This is a genomic window from Photorhabdus africana, from assembly GCF_035181445.1.
GTDB classification, from domain to species: domain Bacteria; phylum Pseudomonadota; class Gammaproteobacteria; order Enterobacterales; family Enterobacteriaceae; genus Photorhabdus; species Photorhabdus laumondii.
In genome coordinates, this window is the sequence record NZ_JAXBVE010000025.1 from 15033 (window position 1) to 34528 (window position 19496).

Annotated in this window: 16 protein-coding genes; 4 read left to right on the forward strand and 12 right to left on the reverse strand. The window is 41.8% G+C overall.

What is annotated here, in order from left to right; genetic code table 11:
• Positions 1 to 7 precede the first annotated feature (7 nt).
• The 8 genes from emrA to SLS51_RS14650 form a co-directional block, all read right to left on the reverse strand.
• Entirely contained in the window at positions 8 to 1180 is a 1173-nt protein-coding gene (gene emrA, locus SLS51_RS14615; RefSeq protein WP_323839448.1) for a multidrug efflux MFS transporter periplasmic adaptor subunit EmrA, read from the reverse strand.
• Positions 1181 to 1497: 317 nt separating this feature from the next.
• Positions 1498 to 2241: a 3-oxoacyl-ACP reductase FabG gene (gene fabG, locus SLS51_RS14620; RefSeq protein ID WP_323839449.1), complete on the reverse strand. Its 744-nt coding sequence runs from the start codon at positions 2239 to 2241 to the stop codon at positions 1498 to 1500.
• Positions 2242 to 2309: 68 nt separating this feature from the next.
• Positions 2310 to 3113: a MaoC/PaaZ C-terminal domain-containing protein gene (locus SLS51_RS14625; protein WP_323839450.1), complete on the reverse strand. Its 804-nt coding sequence runs from the start codon at positions 3111 to 3113 to the stop codon at positions 2310 to 2312.
• Positions 3110 to 4375: a beta-ketoacyl-[acyl-carrier-protein] synthase family protein gene (locus SLS51_RS14630; RefSeq protein ID WP_323839451.1), complete on the reverse strand. Its 1266-nt coding sequence runs from the start codon at positions 4373 to 4375 to the stop codon at positions 3110 to 3112. The genes SLS51_RS14625 and SLS51_RS14630 overlap by 4 nt, the downstream gene beginning before the upstream one ends.
• Before the next feature lie 413 nt (positions 4376 to 4788).
• On the reverse strand, positions 4789 to 5025 hold the full coding sequence (locus SLS51_RS14635) for an acyl carrier protein (protein WP_011148745.1): 237 nt from the start codon (positions 5023 to 5025) through the stop codon (positions 4789 to 4791).
• A 115-nt stretch (positions 5026 to 5140) separates the two neighbouring features.
• Positions 5141 to 6331: a cysteine desulfurase family protein gene (locus SLS51_RS14640; RefSeq protein WP_323839452.1), complete on the reverse strand. Its 1191-nt coding sequence runs from the start codon at positions 6329 to 6331 to the stop codon at positions 5141 to 5143.
• A complete protein-coding gene (locus SLS51_RS14645) occupies positions 6328 to 6684 on the reverse strand; it encodes an iron-sulfur cluster assembly scaffold protein (RefSeq protein WP_323839453.1) in 357 nt (118 codons plus the stop codon). The genes SLS51_RS14640 and SLS51_RS14645 overlap by 4 nt, the downstream gene beginning before the upstream one ends.
• Positions 6685 to 6700: 16 nt before the next feature.
• Complete coding sequence (locus tag SLS51_RS14650; protein ID WP_323839454.1) at positions 6701 to 7879, reverse strand: LuxE/PaaK family acyltransferase; 1179 nt, start codon at positions 7877 to 7879, stop codon at positions 6701 to 6703.
• A gap of 393 nt (positions 7880 to 8272) precedes the next feature.
• Here SLS51_RS14650 and SLS51_RS14655 point away from each other — a divergent pair, with 393 nt between their 5' ends.
• Positions 8273 to 9358, forward strand: coding sequence for a flavin-containing monooxygenase (locus SLS51_RS14655; RefSeq protein ID WP_323839455.1), 1086 nt, complete (start codon positions 8273 to 8275; stop codon positions 9356 to 9358).
• A 358-nt stretch (positions 9359 to 9716) separates the two neighbouring features.
• Here SLS51_RS14655 and SLS51_RS14660 read toward each other — a convergent pair whose 3' ends face one another.
• Positions 9717 to 10571 (reverse strand): AraC family transcriptional regulator, encoded by an 855-nt coding sequence (locus SLS51_RS14660; RefSeq protein WP_323839456.1) that lies wholly within the window; start codon positions 10569 to 10571, stop codon positions 9717 to 9719.
• A gap of 580 nt (positions 10572 to 11151) precedes the next feature.
• Complete coding sequence (gene ilvY / locus SLS51_RS14665; RefSeq protein ID WP_323839457.1) at positions 11152 to 12033, reverse strand: HTH-type transcriptional activator IlvY; 882 nt, start codon at positions 12031 to 12033, stop codon at positions 11152 to 11154.
• Positions 12034 to 12223: 190 nt separating this feature from the next.
• Between ilvY and ilvC the strand changes: the two genes are divergently transcribed.
• Both ilvC and rep read left to right on the forward strand, forming a co-directional pair.
• On the forward strand, positions 12224 to 13702 hold the full coding sequence (ilvC, locus tag SLS51_RS14670; protein WP_323839458.1) for a ketol-acid reductoisomerase: 1479 nt from the start codon (positions 12224 to 12226) through the stop codon (positions 13700 to 13702).
• Positions 13703 to 13911: 209 nt separating this feature from the next.
• Positions 13912 to 15939 carry a DNA helicase Rep gene (gene rep, locus SLS51_RS14675; protein ID WP_323839459.1) on the forward strand — a complete coding sequence of 676 codons (2028 nt, stop codon included), beginning with the start codon at positions 13912 to 13914 and terminating at the stop codon, positions 15937 to 15939.
• Between the two features lie 50 nt (positions 15940 to 15989).
• On the opposite strand, the gene gppA is transcribed toward rep, so the two are convergent.
• Together gppA and rhlB are read right to left on the reverse strand one after the other, a co-directional pair.
• Positions 15990 to 17498, reverse strand: a complete 1509-nt coding sequence (gene gppA, locus SLS51_RS14680) for a guanosine-5'-triphosphate,3'-diphosphate diphosphatase (protein ID WP_323839488.1) — start codon at positions 17496 to 17498, stop codon at positions 15990 to 15992.
• A gap of 5 nt (positions 17499 to 17503) precedes the next feature.
• Positions 17504 to 18790, reverse strand: a complete 1287-nt coding sequence (rhlB, locus tag SLS51_RS14685) for an ATP-dependent RNA helicase RhlB (protein WP_323839460.1) — start codon at positions 18788 to 18790, stop codon at positions 17504 to 17506.
• A 118-nt stretch (positions 18791 to 18908) separates the two neighbouring features.
• Between rhlB and trxA the strand changes: the two genes are divergently transcribed.
• A complete protein-coding gene (gene trxA / locus SLS51_RS14690) occupies positions 18909 to 19235 on the forward strand; it encodes a thioredoxin TrxA (RefSeq protein ID WP_323839461.1) in 327 nt (108 codons plus the stop codon).
• Positions 19236 to 19496: the final 261 nt, after the last annotated feature.

Consider the following 19496-nt stretch of genomic DNA (forward strand, 5'->3'; position numbering starts at 1 on the left):
GTTAACCTCACTTATTTTGACTGGTATTAACTTGAATGATTTCGTTAATTAGCCGATCAATTTCTCCAGTGTTGTAAGACAAGACGTTGGTTTCATAAACAATGCCATTACGAGGAGTGTCGGCAAGCACCAGTCCATTCCGATTTCGAGTATCGACAGTGGCGTGCATGGATAAACCGATGCGTAAAGGATGATCAATAAGCTTCTGTGTTTCTAGTTCAACACGGACAGGCAAACGTTGAACCACTTTGATCCAGTTGCCGGTGGCGTTTTGTGCTGGTAGTAAAGAAAATGCGCTGCCAGTACCCATATCAAGACCTACGATCCGGCCTTTATAAGTGACATCACTACCATAGAAATCGCTAATCAGGGTTACAGGTTGACCAATACGCACATTGGCAAGTTGAACTTCTTTGAAGTTAGCTTCGACCCAAAGTTGGTCAGCGGGTACGATAACCATCAGTGGAGCACTATTTTTTATTTGTGAGCCTACTTGAACACTGCGGCGTGAAACGTAGCCTGTTACCGGCGCTACAATCTGGGTGCGCTGTAAGGTTAACCATGCATCGCGGAGCTGGGAAGCGGCCAGTTTAATCGCAGGTTGTTGATCTAATTGGGTGTCTATAACTAGTGCTTTGTTGGCATAATATTGTTGTCGGGCGACATTTAGCTCAGATTTTGCCATTTGTACGCTATTGCGGGAATGAATCAGATTTTCTTTGGCGATAGCACCTGTGAGTCCCAGATGTTCACGTCGTTTTAAATCATCTTGAGCCTGTTGTAATGCCGTTTGTTTGAGCTCAATGTTAGCCAGTAGTTTTTCATTATCAATAATGGTTTGGTGAGTTTGTCTGACATTATTAGCCAAGGTATTTTTCGCTCGTTCAAAAGCATGTTCCGCATCAATAGAGTCTAAACGTAGCAAAATATCGCCTTGTTGAACGAAATCGGTATTATCGGCATAAATGGCGGTTACGCTACCGGTGATCTGGGCCATCACTTGTACCTGATTACCCACAACGTAAGCATCATCAGTCGCTTGATAATGACGTAATGAAATAAGCCAATAGGCGAAGTAACCCAACCCGACAAAAACAAATAAGAGAGTTGCGAGGATCAGTGCTAACTTACGTTTTGACTTTTTCTCATTAAGCGGAGGTGATTGTATTTCTCCGGCCATGTGTTCTCTCCCATGATTAAAAATAAATTCGTCTTAATTAATGTGCTTATATTTGATTAAACACCTTGGAGTCGACTACAAGGTCAAGCTCTTCTCATCTGATAAAATGAAAATTGCTAATATTTAGCACTTAACGCCAAGAGCATGATTTAATATTAAAATTATTTATTATCGTTATTAGCATTTGATCAGAGAGGCTGGATTGCCTTTTTGACAATGATTAACGGTATTTTGTGTCAGTACCCAGAATATTTATCTGGGTACAAATGACCACAGGATAGGGCTACGAATCCATTGATGTTAATTGTTTAACTGACTCAAGCAGTCATTCCTCCATCAATAACGAATGTTTGCCCGGTAATGTAGCGTCCTCCAGGGCTGAGCAGGAAATTGATTGTCAGAGCAATATCTTCTACTGAACCCAAGCGGCCCAATGGGATGTTAGATAACAGTTTTTTCCTATGTGGCGCGGGGATATGATCCAGCATTTCAGTGTCAATCAAGCCTGGCGCAACGGTATTGACCCGGACATTAAATCGGCCAACTTCAACAGCTAATGAACGGGTAATACCGATCATGGCGGCTTTGGTTGCAGCGTAGTTAACTTGCCCTGAGTTAGCTTTAAATGCAGTGACTGAGCTCATGTGGATAATGCAGCCTTCTCCAGCAGTCATCATTTCAGGGAGAAATGCGTGATTAACTAAATAGACAGAAGAAAGATTGGTGGAAATGACATTATGCCACTCTTCTTCTTTCATATTTATCAGCAATGCATCTTGTGTAATTCCAGCGTTATTGATGATGGCATAAGGAGCGCCATATTGTGAGATAAGTTCTGCTGACAACGTTGTGACTTCTTTCGCGTTTGAGACGTCACATTGATAGCCCTCACAGCGATAACCTTGTTGTTCAATTTCCTGACACAATATTTGCGCTTCATTTGTGCTTGATTTATAGGTAAAAACCACGTGATAGTGTTGAGCTGCCAGCATTTTTACTATGCCTTTGCCGATACCACGTGATCCTCCTGAAATAAAAACCCAAGGGGTGCTGATATTCATTAAGTGATTCCTCTAAATTTATGCCATCCGTTTGCCAATACCGCATTCATCAGATCTTAGTTGGCAATCTACTTTCTTTTTGTTGTTCCCATCAGACTCATCTCAACAACTAAAGAGATTTCGCCATTCAGCCAGATCGGAATTTCCAACGTACCGTATAACGAACCATCAACGTCGAATGTATCTTTTGGTACGATCGTATATTCGATATTTGGCATTTCATCTGGGATTTGGCGATTAAGTAGCGCTGGAGAGAAACTCACGGTGTGCATAACATGCAAAACAATGAGATCTTTGAGGCATGTTTCATCATGTTCTTGTTTGCCAAAATAGGTTTTAAATTCTGTTGCTAGTGCAGTTTTGGCACTTTGCTGCATAAAAAGATAAAACATCAGAGCATCAAGAAAGATCCAGAATTCATTGATTTCCGGAAAGGTATGCTTAAATTCGATGGATTTTTTTATTGTCTCTTGTATGGGAACTTGGCAACGTGGTTTTTCGGGAAAGCGAGTTTTTTGTGAAAAATCGAAACAACTATAGTGACCAACCAGAGGTTTCAGGTTGGTTGTTTCGTCTTGTAGATTAAAGGTCGTTTTCCCATTCCGGTTAGTGTGCTTAGTTTTGACGCAATAGCAGGCATCCAGAGGTACGGGATTGCGTAAATTAACGTGCCACTGTCTGCCCATTTCCCGATTTAGTTGTGACAGATAATCGTATCCGCTTTTGAGCGGGATCATTGCCAGCATGCCGTGTACTGCAATACCACCCAACCCAACTTCTCTTGCGATTTTTTCATCAAAATGGATAGGATTGTAGTCGCCAGAGAATTTAGCCCATTGACTGAGATCTTTTTTGCTAAATTGAACGTTCATCTATCGGCCTTCCTGAAAATAAGTGCGCAGTTTGTGCCACCGAATCCGTAATTAACATTTAAAGCAATGTCAACAACTTGGTGAGTTCGGTGGATATTGGGGACATAATCCAGATCGCATAGCGGATCAGGGTTATTCAAGTGCATCGTTGCGGGAATCGTTGCTGTTTCTATCGCTTTGAGACAGAAAATGGATTCAATTGCTCCTGCTCCGGCAATAAGATGGCCTGTATAGGATTTTGTACTGGAAATAGGAATACGATAAGCGTGCTCGCCTAGGCTCATTTTTAGAACATCGGTTTCGTTAATGTCGTTTAATGGGGTTGATGTCCCATGAGCATTAATATAGTGAATGTCTGAGGTGGAGAGCTTGGCCTGTTCCAGCGCCATCTGAATCGCCATGACCCGTCCTTTGCAATCTGGTGCCGGGGCTGTCATATCTGACGCATCAGAGTTATTGCCATAGCCAATCACTTCCGCCAGTATTTTGGCTCCCCTGGCAACAGCGCTGTCATAGTCTTCAAGGCATAATATTGCGGCACCCTCCGACATAACAAAACCACTACGATCTTTACTGAACGGGCAGCAGGCCTTTTCGACAGATTCCTGTTCTTTACTCAATGCCCCAAGAATGTCGATACTCCAGACAATGAATGGATCTCTGATACTTTCACCGCCCCCTGCTAGCATCATTTTAGTGCGTCCACTGCGGATAAGTTCAAATGCATCACCTATCGCCATACTGCCAGTTGCACAAGCTGCAACCGGGGTATTTTGATATCCCCGTAAATTCCAGTTCATCGAAATCGCCGCCGTCCCTACGCTGTGCATAGACATAATATTGGTCATAGGTGAAGCAATGCCTTGCTCAGCATAGGAGTGGCTGTTTTCAACGGTTGCATCTTCTCCTCCCCAGCCAGTGCCAAAAATAACGCCGCGTTCAAAAGGAGAATAATTTTCGTCAAGAGCGGCTTTATCGTTACCAAATGCCATCTTGATTGCTTCATCCGCCGCAATCAGCCCAAGTTTGCTGAATTTGGGCAGGTTCTTTAATAACTTTTTGGAAAACCGTGATACATCAGGAGAAAAAGGGATATTACCGAAAAACTTTGCTACGACAGAAGCGTCTGGGTGGTCTTCCTTTTTGTAGCCTACACGGTAGTTTAGAATCGCATCCCAAATTTCTTGGGTATTTTGCCCAAGCGAACAGATAGAACCATAGCCTGTGACGGCAACGCGGTGATAGCCTGTTTGAATATTCATGAAACATTATCTCCAAAATTCATTTCCTGGTGACATGCTTTATTTTTTAATACAACCAAATAATAGGATTGGTAGATAAAAGCATCATAAAAATGAATGTTAGCTGTGTTGTGATATTGTCATAGACAGCTATACCCGTCCTCTTTCAAGTTGCCTCTTTGTTGGCTGCACTCACTCACCCCGGTCACATAGTTTGCTATGCTCCCGGGGATTCGCTCCCTTGCCGTCGCGATGCATCTTGAAATCCATAGGGTATATACCCGTCCTCTTTCAAGTTGCCTCTTTGTTGGCGGTACTCACTCACCCCGGTCACATCGTTATCTATGCTCCCGGGGATTCGCTCCCTTGCCGTCGCGATCCATCTTGAAATCCATTGGGTATAACATCCCAGTGTATTAGTGTATTAGTGATGATTATTTTGCTAATTCACTGACGTAATTGACGAAATCACCGATTGTCGTCGTGTTATCTCGCTGGAACTTATCGAAATTTAGTTGAATTCCCATTTCTCTTTTTAAAGCAACCTGAATAGAAACAAAATCCAGACTCACCAAATGAATATCATCAAGTAGAGTGTCGAGAGTAATATCTTCTGGTTCGATATCAGTTAATTCAGTAATTTGAGATTGAAGTAATTCAAACAGTTTCATATTAATGTCCCCTAAAAATTTAAATAATGTTGGCGGAGCTTAGGTGCAGGGGTATAAGTACCAATTAATAAATGCGTTATTCCTGCCACACCGTTTTTTAAATATCGTTTTGCTATTATTCCTGGGTGATTAAATATTTCCCTGAAATTTTAAGTAAGTCATATGTTTCTTGTTTGATAGCGCTAGCCAATATCTCAATATCATCTTGGCTTGTGGTATATCCGAAACTGATGCGTACCGCACTATCAATACGATCATTGGGGAGCCCCATAGCAGCCAGAACATGAGAACGTTGTGTTGATTTGTTATTGCTACAGGCTGATCCTAAGGATAAAGAGATGCCGTGACGTAAATCTAGCCTGCTGGCTAGCGATTCAGCACGAATACCTGGGAAACTTAAATTGAGAGTCCAAGGTGCCTGAAACGCTGGATTGGTATTACCATTAATCAGGTAGTTAACATGATGTTGATCTAACAGAGATAGCAAGGTTGTTCTGAGCGTTTTGTAAGTATTGAAGCGTCCTTGCAAGCCGTTCAGTGATTCTTTAGCTGCCGCTGCCAGTCCAGCAAGTCCTAAGGTGTTCTCAGTGCCGCTGCGTACTCCTTGTTCTTGCCCTCCACCATGTAGCAAGGGATTTAATTGAATACCTGGTGCATGGTAGAGCCCGCCAATACCTTTCGGGCCGTTAAACTTATGGCCGGAGAAAGATACGGTCGTTACGCCGGAAAGCGTGTCACAGCTAAAAGGCAGCTTACCAATAGCCTGTACTGCATCGATATGCAGATAAACACTGGCCTCTTTTGCTAAAGAGGCGACCGCTTCATAGGGCTGGATCACGCCGGTTTCGTTGTTAATCGCCATCAATGTAATCAGACGTGTTTGTGGCCGCAGGTTTTCCTGAATACTTTGTACACTGATCCGTCCTTGATTATCGGGATTGATCAGCGTGAGCTGAAGTCCGCGTTGTTGATACCAGAGTAACGGTGCCAGAACAGACGGATGCTCAATGGAAGAGCTAATAACATGATGAGCAGACAGATCCGAACCGGAAAGTGTTGCTAACAAGCTGGATAATGCTTGGTTATTACTTTCGGTTCCCCCTGATGTAAACAGGATTTGCTCTGGGACTGTGTCCATCAATGCAGCCATCGATCTTCTAGCGTCAGTGAGCAACTTTTTCGCCATACCGCTTAAGCTGTAGTGGCTAGACGGATTAGCAAAAATAGACATTGCATCTTTAATCGCCAACTGCGCTTTAACACTTAGCGGTGTTGTGGCGTTGTAGTCGAAATATAGACTTGTCATATTTTTCCCTTTAGCTGCTCAAATAGCTTATGCAGCATATCAAGGCAGTGTTGCTGTGCGGGTTCTAACTCGCCTAATAATGCATCTATGCCTTCAGGCGATAATGTGTTCAATTCTTCGAGAGTCTTACCTTTAGCATGGCGACAAAATTGGTTAGACATTGCCAGGGAGGCGGTACATCCCCATGCACGAAAACAGGCATTATTTACCCGCCCTTGGTTATCCAGTGTCAGGTCGATATCAACCTTGTCACCGCATACAGGGTTACCTAATGCCAGTTTAATGGTAGGGGCGGATAACGTCCCTTGGCAGTCAGGATTGCAAAAGTTGTCAATAATGATGTTGTTAAACATAATTCCACCTTGCTATTTATACAGCGGGTGTAGCTGAAGTACCTTCATCGTCTGACATTTTTCTCTCAAGGTTGACTGCACAGCAACCAAACTCTTTAGCAGCAGCGGTACGCATAACAAACTGAACTCGCTGAGAATTACGCCAAGATTTATGAGGATCGGTGCGCAAGTAGACCAAATCTTCTGTCAGTAACATGCCGGGAGTGGAAACAGAGAGTGGATCTAAGATCACTAATTGTCCGGTTTCGCCATCAGGTAATTCACGTGTTAAATCGTTAGGATCACGGACGGAGAAATGAATATAAGGAGGAACATGCTTATGGTTATATTCATCTTCGATGGCAAGAACGTTTGCTTCAACCAGACCATACATATCACGTATCCGGGAAACTGGAATGCCCATCCATTCTTCGATATCAGCATTCAATTCGCCGCGGGAGATCATATCCCCGGTAAAACGTTTCCAGCCGCCCATAGTAATTACCATGCTATCGCGATCTAAAGTGAGCTTGGTATTATTCTCTTTTAGGAACGTAATAAAACGATGGATCATGAATGGAGGGCCAATTAAATGCCGGGTGAATTTGCCTTTCCACTGGATTAATTGGTTCAGAGCATCTTCTGGGGAGAAGTGGTCCTGATTAATCATATAGCGTCGGGTATCTAACAAACCTGTCAGGAAATTAAAGATTTTGACCAGTGCCATTTCTGGAATATCTTCTGTTGACGGGCATAAGCATAGGCCGGCACCGCCAGATACTTTGAACATACTGCGATAATTGGAATAGACAGCCAATACTGTATGATCCATCGTATCGTGGCAACGACGATAAACGCTAGGAATTCCACTGGTACCCGTTGAGCGCATTTCATGTTCGATTTCAGATAATGGTTTGCTTAATAAACGGTGACTTTCGGCTGATTTATAAGTTGCAACGGGTATGAGTGGGATGCGAACTAAATCATTATAGTTTTGGATGTCTTCTGGCTTAATACCTTGTTTTTCACAAATATCTTTGTAGTAAGAGTTATTATGATAATGGAAATTAAAAGCGTCCTTAAGCAAACAGGTTTTTAATTCTTGTTGCTCTTCTTTAGACAGCTTATAGAGAAAGTCAACATCGGCTATTAACCACTTCAACGGATTTCCGCCACGAGATTTTATACTGTCATATATACTTTTGATATTTTCCATTTTTCCATCTCCGGTAGGGTAAAGAGTAGATAAATTAATCTTTGCTTATTATAAGTTATAGCGATAAAGCATAAGTTACGTAGGCAAAAAGGATAGTCATTAATAATTTATTTTTATTGAATAAATTGGCTATATTATTGCTTTGATCATTATATGGATTTGTCAATATTGTTAAAATTATGCTAAAAATAGCTGGTTTATTCAAAATATTCACTTTAGTGCGAATATGACCAGTTAATTCAAGTAAATTTTTTAATTGTCTTTTATATTTTTGTGAAGTTCGTTGTTTTTTGATCTATTGAGTGTTCTTTTGTAAAGTTTTTCATTGTCCTAAGATTGGGATAATGATAGAAATAAAATATAAATAAATGCTAAATTAAAAAACGAGTACGCATGATGAAAATGGATTGCTTAATTGTGGGTGCCGGTCAAGCCGGGTTAAGTTTAGCTGCCATCCTTGCGGCTAAGAATATTAATGTCTGCATATTAGAGCGGGAGGCGCGTATTGGTGATGTGTGGCGCAGGCGTCCAGATAATATGCTATTATTCACTTCACGCGGTATGACTCAACTTCATGGCTTACCGTTTCCTGGAATTAAAGAAGGTTATCCAGATAAAAATGAAGTCGCTGATTATCTTGAGCGCTATGCTTCACATCATAACCTTGCGATACATACTCAAACCGAAGTGGTTGAGGTGAAACATGATACAGATGGCTATCGCGTTAAAACAAAAGATGGAAAAGTATTTCATGCGCCTTGTTTGGTTAATGCAACAGGGGCTAATCAATTAGTTGATATTCCGGCGCTTGCTGAACGGTTTTCTACCGATATACAACAAATTGCAGCAGATCAATATCGGGAACCTAAGCAAATTAAAACGGGCAGCCGGGTTGCTATCGTTGGTGATGGTGCGAGTGGTCGTCAGATTGCTAAAGATTTGGCAGCAACTGCGAAGGTGACATTATTTTGTGGCTCCTCCCGTCCTCTCTTACCTAATAGAATACTGGGCAAAGATATCTTTTGGTGGTTAAGCAAAAGTGGTCTGTTATTTGCTAATTATTACAGTTTGGTCGGGAAAATTATGCGGCGGCGTAATCCTATCCCTTGTGGCAATCTGAAAAACTATCGATTAGCTGCTTTGGATATAAAAATAGCGAATAGGTTAGTTGATATAAAAGACAATAAATTATGTGATTCGTCCGGCAATCAATATGAGGTGGATACGGTTATCTGGTGTTTGGGGTATAAAGATGATACGGCATGGTTAACGCTTCCCGGTGCTGCGGATGCTAATGGATTCGTTTGTAAAAATGGTCATGCAGAAGGTGGGAAAACCCCTTATCCTGGGTTATTTATCGTTGGGCGGAAATGGTTGAGTAGCCGTGGTTCTGAATTGATGTTAGGGGCTTATAAAGACACTTGTCGGGTCGCTAAATGGGTAGAAAATTACCTGAAAGAGCATGTACCATTAAAATGAATGATTAATACAGAATAGTGATATTTTACTCTGTATATACCCTATGGATTTCAAGATGCATCGCGACGGCAAGGGCGTGAATCCCCGGGAGCATAGGAAACTATGTGACCGGGGTGAGCGAGTGCAGCCAACAAAGAGGCAACTTGAAGGATAACGGGTATATTTTATTTGTCGTGGATTGAGGGTTTATTGGGTAGTATTTTTATGGTGTTGTTCTGAATTCTGTATCATTACTAAGAGTGCATAATATAGTCAATGTTCTATTAGGAATAAAATGATACAGAATCTCTAACATATTGGCTTTGATAATAACGGTTATAAATAGAAATTATTTATTTTAGGTAATTTATCAAAAATACTATTTATTCATAACACAGATATTTTTCTTTGTAAAATTTAAACCTGTTAATGTTGATGATAAATTGAAATATTTTTGTTGTGCTTGTTGAATTCTGTTCTTACTGGCATGTTTTAATTCAGAGGGCCTTAATCCATATAGCGTCATACAGGTACGACTGAAGTGTGCGCCATCGGAAAATCCGCTATTACACGCTAATAAAGTCAGTGAATCTGATGAGTGTATCTCATCAATAGCATGATGCAGACGTTTCCATAATAGATAACTGCGGAAATTAGTTCCCATTTTCTCTCTAAAGAGATGTAAGAATCGACTTTCGGATAAATAGAGTTGATTTGATATTTCACGAGAAGATATACATTTAACCGGTAATTCAGTAATAAGAGAGGCTGCTTTCATGATTCGTTTATCCTGATAACAATGGCAATCTTCTATTTTACCTAAAAGGTTATTTAAGATGAAAATATCTGGAGAGGTTTCTGATTGTAAACAATGAGTAAAATAGTTTGCTATCAAACCAGATGATTCTTGATTTAAATATATTATATCTGAGCCTCTCATCTGATGTAGTAATAAATGACATAGCGGGTTGGCTAGATCTATCAGTAAATTAAAACAGAGTTGCCCTTCCGAGTGTAATTTATGCTTAATATTAGAAGAAATAATGAACCCATGTGCCTGTCTCGATTCATTTTCGGTATCAATCCTCATGAGTGAATTATGTGGTGACACACTTAATTGGATACAAGGATGATGATGCCATTCTGTTTGCATATTATAAGAAAAAACGAGATCTTGTAGATGGAATTTATAGAATTTAATAAAATACGGTGATTTGTCTATTTTGTGTAACATGATGGTGTCCTTTATTAAATTGTTGTGTGTATTTGAACTAATTGTTTTATTTAATTATTATAAAAACTTGATGTTATTTTTTAATTAAATTATATTAACTTATTAAATAATTATTATTAGTTACTATATCATCTAAATACTATTAAATAATTATTATGAGGTTACCTCCTATGGTATCTAGGAAAAAATAATTTCACTATTGGGAAATATCGTTATGACATGGCATAGAGAATTATTTTCCACTCTGTTTATCGCGGGTGGAATATTAATTTTTTGCTGGCCAATCTTAACAATATCTGAATTTATCAATGTTAAATAGCTACTATCCACTTGATATAATTAAAAGTATTTTCTTTAGTGACATAATTAATGACCAAAAATTTAATGAGGAGCCAATATTTTCATATAATTATTTTGATTGGTTATAACTTATATTAAACATATTATCATGAGAACAATATGGTTATATTTTTATGTTCTTTGTGAATTAGGCCACATAAATTATAAGTATGTTGGCATAATACCGAAAATAAGTTGCATCAGGTTTGTCATGAATAAAAAGACCTGTTAGTCCAGTTTGTTATAACAATCCCCAAAACGCTTTAATCAAGGGTTCATTAAGCCGTTTTCTTTGTACGCACATACCCAACTCAAACGGCTCTACTAGAGAAATATTGCCCAATAAAGATATGCGACTGCGTACCGGTTCAGGGCTGTTTTCTACAACGACATTGGGAATTAATGCCACTCCACAACCCAGTGCAACCATAGAAACAATGGCTTCATGACCGGACACGGTCGCGTAAATCGATGGGTTGATAATTTTATGGTGACGGAACCAGTGCTCAATGCGCTTACGTGAAGGGCCGTGTTCCGGCAAAATGAAGGGAATGCTATTCCAGTCAGGGGACTTTTGTATTACAAGTGCTCGTACAGCGCAAGGGAGGGAAGGCGCGATCAGTACCAGTGGGACTTCACCGATTTTGGTGAAGCTGACATTATCTGGTAGTTTTTCCGGCTTACCGGCGATGCCTAAATCGGCATCATTAGACTGTATCTTATTGACCGCATCTGCGGCATCACCTGTGGTGAGTTTGATTTCAACCATAGGATGTTCTGCACGAAAACGGTCTAGGAGCTGTGGTAAGTGACTGTAGGCCGCGGTGACCGAACAAAACAGACGTAACTCGCCACTTAGAGATGGGCTTTGTTGATTCAATGAATGTTTTAGTTGCTGGTATTGTAACAGTGTCTGTTGGGCAAATTGTTTAAATTGCTCGCCGGCAAAGGTCAGTTTTACGGTGCGATTATCCCGTAAAAATAATGGATGTCCCAAAATATCTTCAATACGTTGAATTTGGCGGGATAATGTGGATGGACTGACATGCATTGCTTTTGCTGTGCGGCCAAAATGGCAGCTTTCAGCCAGATGTAGAAACAGTTTGAGATCACGTATATCCATAGCCCATTCTCCTTCTTCTATCTAATAGTCTGTATTGCACAAAATGCAATATAGTATTGTTAATATATCAATTTAAGCAATGGCTTTCATGTCATATATTGAAAATATATAAACGCCTCACAGGGTGAGGAAATCTAAAAAATAGTCGCAGCACTTCATCGCTGAGCACAACATGATAACGGAGTCACTAATGGCTAATTATTTTAATACGCTGAATTTGCGTCAGCAGTTGGGGCAGTTAGGTAAATGTCGTTTTATGGCGCGGGAAGAGTTTGTTGATGAGACAGGATATTTAAAAGATAAAAAAGTGATTATCGTCGGTTGTGGAGCGCAGGGGCTGAATCAGGGCCTGAATATGCGTGACTCCGGTCTGGATATCGCTTATGCCCTACGTAAAGAGGCCATTGAAGAAAAACGCGCTTCATGGCGTAAAGCAACGGAAAATGGTTTCCAAGTCGGTACTTATGAAGAGTTAATACCGCAGGCTGATTTGGTGATTAACCTGACGCCAGATAAGCAACACTCTTCTGTTGTTCGCGCAGTTCAACCGTTGATGAAAGAAGGCGCTGCACTGGGTTATTCTCACGGCTTAAATATTGTTGAAGTCGGTGAACAAATCCGTAAAGACATCACTGTGGTGATGGTCGCGCCTAAGTGTCCTGGCACCGAAGTGCGTGAAGAATATAAACGGGGTTTTGGTGTGCCTACTTTGATCGCAGTTCACCCGGAAAACGATCCGAAAGGTGAAGGCATGGCAATCGCTAAGGCATGGGCTGCGGCAACGGGAGCGCATCGCGCCGGTGTTCTGGAATCTTCTTTCGTGGCTGAAGTGAAATCTGACCTGATGGGTGAGCAAACTATTCTGTGCGGTATGTTACAGGCGGGTTCACTGCTGTGTTATGACAAACTGGTGGCAGATGGCGCTGAGCCGGGTTATGCAGGAAAATTGATCCAGTTTGGTTGGGAGACCATCACAGAAGCACTGAAACAAGGTGGTATCACCCTGATGATGGACCGTCTGTCTAACCCGGCAAAATTACGAGCGTATGCGCTGTCTGAGCAGTTGAAAGAACTGATGACGCCACTGTTCCAGAAACATATGGATGATATCATTTCTGGTGAATTTTCTTCCGGTATGATGGCTGACTGGGCCAATGATGATAAGAACCTGTTAGGTTGGCGTGAGGAAACGGGTAACACTCCGTTTGAGAATTCACCTGAATATGATGGCAAAATCAGTGAGCAGGAATACTTTGATCATGGCGTTTTAATGGTTGCTATGGTGAAAGCCGGAGTTGAACTGGCATTCGAAGTTATGGTTGATACCGGTATTATTGCTGAATCTGCCTATTATGAATCTCTGCATGAATTACCGCTGATTGCGAATACTATCTCTCGTAAACGCCTGTACGAAATGAATGTCGTTATTTCTGATACAGCAGAATATGGTAACTATTTGTTCTCTCATGTTGCGGTCCCACTGCTGAAAGAGAAGTTTATGGGTTCGCTACAGGCGGGTGATTTAGGTAAGCCCGTTGTAGATAACGGTATTGATAACGCCCAGTTGCGCGATGTAAACGAGGCTATTCGTCACCACCCAATTGAAGTTGTTGGCCGTGTATTACGTGGTTACATGACAGATATGAAACGTATTGCAGTTGGTGGTTGATATTGATAAAGATAAGGGGGAGAAATCCTCCCTCTTTGAATCCAATGAATATGGTTCTGAGACCGTTTGCTAAAGTTTTGGGGGATAAGTCGCTATTTACCAACTAATAGAGTGTTTTTCCTTCATAAAGAAAACGGCGTTTCCTTTCTCCCCTTTCTGCTACAATTCCATCTCTTGAAGTACTGCTTTGACATAACTTATTAAATACCATGCGATTAAATCCTAGCCAACAACAAGCTGTCGAATTTGTTACCGGTCCTTGTCTGGTCCTGGCGGGGGCGGGTTCTGGTAAAACTAGAGTGATCACCAATAAAATTGCTCATCTTATCCGTACTTGTGGCTATCAGCCTCGCCATATCGCCGCTGTGACGTTTACTAATAAAGCCGCACGGGAAATGAAAGAGCGTGTAGCACAAACTCTGGGGCGCAAAGAGGCTAAGGGGCTGATGATTTCTACTTTCCACACTTTGGGATTAGAAATCATTAAGCACGAGTACAAAGCTTTAGGAATGAAAAGCAATTTCTCGTTGTTTGATGATCAGGACCAGATGGCTCTGTTGAAAGATTTAACAGCCGATTTACTGGAGGAAGATAAAGATCTATTACAAAAATTGATCTCTACCATTTCAAACTGGAAAAATGATCTGCTTTCTCCACAGCAAGTTTTGGCATTAGCCCGTTCTGCTCAGGAGCATCAGTTTGCTGAATGTTATCGCCGTTATGATTTACATCTGGCGAGCTGTAATGTATTGGATTTTGACGATTTGATTACCAAACCGACTTTGCTAATGCAGCGTGATGAAGAAGTCAGGGAGCGTTGGCAAAACCGTATCCGTTATCTGTTGGTAGATGAATATCAGGACACCAATACCAGTCAATATCAACTGGTTAAATTGTTGGTGGGACAAAGGGCTCGTTTTACGGTGGTGGGTGATGATGACCAGTCGATCTATTCATGGCGCGGTGCAAGACCACAAAATTTGGTGTTACTGAAAGAGGATTTCCCTAAGCTTAATGTGATCAAATTAGAACAGAACTATCGTTCCTCTGGCTGTATTCTGAAAGCAGCTAATATTTTGATTGCCAATAACCCCCACGTGTTTGAAAAACGGCTTTTTTCTGAACTGGGATATGGTGATCCATTGAAAGTGATTACAGCTAATAATGAAGAGCATGAGGCGGAAAGGGTTATTGGGGAGCTGATGGCACATCATTTTATCAATAAGACCCAATATAAAGATTACGCTATTCTCTATCGAGGAAATCATCAATCCCGCGTGTTTGAAAAGATGCTGATGCAAAATCGCATTCCTTACCGGATTTCTGGTGGTACTTCTTTCTTTGCCCGCCCTGAAATTAAAGATTTGCTCGCTTATCTGCGGGTGCTGACTAATCCCGAAGATGACAGCGCATTCCTAAGAATTGTGAATACACCAAGACGCGAAATTGGCGCGGCTACCATTCAAAAACTGGGTGAGTGGGCGAATCAGCGTAATAAAAGTCTCTATCAGGCTAGTTTCGATCTTGGTTTGGAACAAAGTCTAACTGGCCGCGGTTTGGCGGCATTACAGCGTTTTACTCACTGGATGGATGAGATAACGCGTCAGGTTGAACGAGATCCTTTGCTCGCTGTGCGTGATCTACTACATGGTATGGATTATGAAAGCTGGCTGTACGAAACATCACCGAGTCCAAAAGCGGCTGAAATGCGGATGAAAAATATTAATCAGTTATTCACTTGGATGAGTGAAATGCTGGAAGGTGATGAACTAAACGAGTCAATGACTTTATCTCAGGTGGTTGCGCGTTTCACATTACGGGATATGCTGGAGCGAGATGAAGATGGTGAGGAGTTTGATCAGGTGCAGTTGATGACTCTACATGCTTCCAAAGGATTGGAGTTTCCCTATGTATTTCTGGTCGGTATGGAGGAAGGGCTGTTGCCTCATCAGAGCAGTATTGATGAAGAAAATATTGATGAAGAGCGACGACTGGCTTATGTAGGGATCACCCGCGCTCAACGGGAGTTATTTTTTACTTTATGTAAAGAGCGTCGTCAATATGGCGAGTTAATCCGTCCAGAACCAAGTCGTTTTTTGCATGAGTTGCCACAGGATGACTTACATTGGCCACAAGATAAAAAAATAGTGACTGCCGAAGAAAGAATGCAAAAAGGGCAATCGCGTATTGCGGATATCAAATCGCGTTTAGGGCTTGGACAAAAAAATAAGTCGTAAATATGTTGGAGATTCCCTGTATCACAGAGATACAGGGAAAGTGATATTATTCAGGTTTGAGTGTCCTGCTCGCCTAAAACAAGTGACCATTGAGCATGGCTTTGCCACTGGATTTCTTGCTGTAAAGACTCTGCCCTCAGAGGGTGTTGCATTAGCCAGCCATTCACATGAGGTAACGTTATTGTTAACGCTTCATCACTCACTTTTAAACGTAGAGCAGGGAGCGTGTCATCTCGACGACGGTTGGCGAAGATGATAGCTAACCGCAACAAACGACATAAACGTTGAGCTTGTATCAGAGGTAAGGCGTTTTGTTGATTAAAGGAAAACAAATCAATAGGGCCACTCTGGTTCTTTAGCAATGTGGCTAAGAGTTTTTTCTGTGCAGGCGTATAGCCGGGGAGAGCGAGATAATTGATCAGATAGGCCGCATGTGATGGAGCTTGATGGAAATCAATACTTAGGCCAATTTCATGTATCAGACAGGCACTTTGTAATAATTCATGACATCGGCTATCAAGCTCCCAAGGTTTAGCAACCTGTTGTAGGAAGTGTTCAGCCAATTGTTTGACCCGTTGAGACTGTTCAACGTCTAGCTGAAAACGTCGCTGTATATTACGTAGTGTTCTGGTACGAATGTCTGGTTCTATTGGTAAATCCAGCATGCCGTAAACAAGACCTTCCCGTAAAGCGCCGCCCGCAAGGATCATACTTTCAATATTTAATGCCTGGAAAATCGCTATCAGGATAGCAAGGCCACTTGGGAAAACCAAAGCCCGTTCCAGCGTCAATCCTTCTATTTCCAGCTCTTCCAGCTTACCGCATTCAATCGCTTTATGTTTGAGCTCTTGAAGTTTCGGCAAAGTGATCAGTTCATCCATACCTTGAGCAATCATGATTTCTTGCAGAGCCTGAACGGTACCGGAAGCGCCTACACAAGTCTGCCAGCCTTGTTCGATAAGTTTTGGGGCAATGGGTTTCAATGTTTCATGTGCGGCAGCTTCGGCTTTGGCGAAATTTTCTTCCGTCAGGCTACGGTCATTAAAGTAGCCTTCAAGCCAGGTAACACAACCCATACTTAGGCTGGATAACTGAGAGGCTTTTGCCCCATTCCCCGTAACCAGTTCTGTACTTGCACCACCAATATCCACAACCAGACGTTTTTCAGGGCCGCCAGTTGTATGGGCAACGCCTTGATAAATAAGCCGAGCTTCATCTTCGCCACTGATTACCTTAACCGGACAATCAAGGATTTCTGATGCTTTTTTCACAAATGCGTCTGAATTTTCAGCGATGCGTAAAGTTGCCGTAGCAACAACGCGGATTTGTGATGGAGGTATATCCTGTAAGCGTTCAGAAAAAATCCTGAGACATTGCCAGCCTCTCTCCATTGCCTGTTGAGATAAGCAGTTATTTTTATCTAATCCGGCGGCCAGCCTGACTTTACGTTTGATTCGTGCCAGTATTTGCATACTGCCGGATACTTCACGCACAACCAGCATATGAAAACTGTTTGAACCCAGGTCGATAGCCGCATAGAGCGAAGAAGAACTCAGCATCATTTTCAGCCTGAACGTTTACGGTTATTACGTGGTGTATTATTACGATGCGACAAATTGTTACGGCGCTGATGGTTTCCTGAACGTGAACGATGTCGGCGTTTAGGTGCCGGTAAATCTTTCAGCAAGGCTTGACTGTTATATTTGCTGACCGGGATAGGGTGTTGAATATAATCTTCAATCGCTGGCAGGTTTAGTGCATATTCTTCACAGGCCAGGCTGATCGAATGACCACTTTCACCTGCACGACCAGTACGGCCAATGCGGTGAACATAATCCTCGCAGTCGTCTGGTAAGTCATAATTAAGAACATGAGTGACTGAAGGAATGTGCAATCCACGGGCTGCGACATCAGTTGCAACCAGAATATCAATATTGCCGTTGCTGAATTCTTCCAGAATGCGTAACCGTTTTTTTTGTGCTACATCACCGGTTAGTAACCCAACTCGATGTCCGTCAGCAGCCAGATGCGCCCAGATATCTTCACAGCGATATTTGGTATTGGCGAAAATAATGCATCGATCAGGCCACTCTTCTTCCAATAATGTTTGAAGCAGGCGCATCTTTTCTTCATTAGAAGGATAAAACAGCTCTTCGCGTATACGGTGTCCCGTTTTCTGTAACGGTTCTACCTCGATATATTCTGCATGATTCATTTGCTCAAATGCCAGTTCTCGGACTCGGTAAGAGAGTGTGGCAGAAAACAGTAGGTTCATACGTTCGTTTGCTGGTGGCATCCGACGGAATAGCCAGCGGATGTCTTTGATAAAACCGAGATCGTACATGCGATCAGCTTCATCAAGAACCACAACTTGGACCACATTCAGATTAATGTGCCCCTGTTTGGTATAGTCGATCAGACGTCCGGTAGTGCCGATAAGGATGTCAACTCCGGATTCCAGTATTTTCAGCTGTTTGTCGTAACCATCACCGCCGTAGGCAAGACCCATCTTTAGACCTGTTGCCTGTGCCAGATCTTCTGCATCAGAATGAATCTGTACAGCGAGCTCGCGGGTAGGAGCCATAATCAGCGCTCTTGGCTGATTGGTTTGACGCTCCTCCGCTGCGGGATGAGTCAGTAAATAATGAAAAGCAGACGCTAAAAATGCTAGCGTCTTCCCCGTACCGGTTTGCGCTTGCCCCGCGACATCACGACCTTCGACAGTGAAAGGCAATGTCAGTGCTTGTATCGGTGTACAATTAGAAAATCCCTTATTATCAAGAGCTTCTATAACCTTGGGGTGCAAGGCGAAGTCGGAAAACTTCTTTTCTGTCAAGTGTGTTTTACTCATAGTGTGGTAGAATATCAGTTAACCATTGTCTTACGAAAGTGTATCCGCTGAAATAAAGGCAACCTTATATCAGTAATGTTACACTAGCATGGTAAAAAATTATTCTTTGGAGTAAAAAATGAGCGACAAAATTATTCATTTGAGTGATGCTAGCTTTGATACTGACGTTCTTAATGCAGTAGGTCCAGTTCTTGTCGATTTTTGGGCTGCCTGGTGTGGACCATGTAAAATGATTGCACCTATTTTAGATGAAATTGCCCCAGAATATTCGGGCAAACTGACTATTGCTAAATTGAACATTGATGACAACCCGGTAACCGCTCCTAAGTATGGTATCCGTGGTATTCCTACACTGTTGTTGTTTAAAGATGGTCAGGTTGCTGCTACGAAAGTGGGAGCACTGTCAAAAACTCAATTGAAAGAATTTTTGGATGCTAATCTCTGATTGAAGTGAGCTCACATTAATGCCGGGCGTTTAGCGTATATTATTATTTATTTCATTGGCCGCTAGACGTCCGTAAAGAAGCGTGATAAGTTAGCGCCACTGCTTGTATCACATACATCATGTTAGAAGTATGTTGCATACTGAATAATCTGTAGTGTCTGATAAGTCTGTTATCTCTGGATAGTCTAAAATATCCAATGGGTTATACGGGAATAATCTGGCGTATAGCTTGTTACGTTGAGATAGTTTTTATAGAAATCA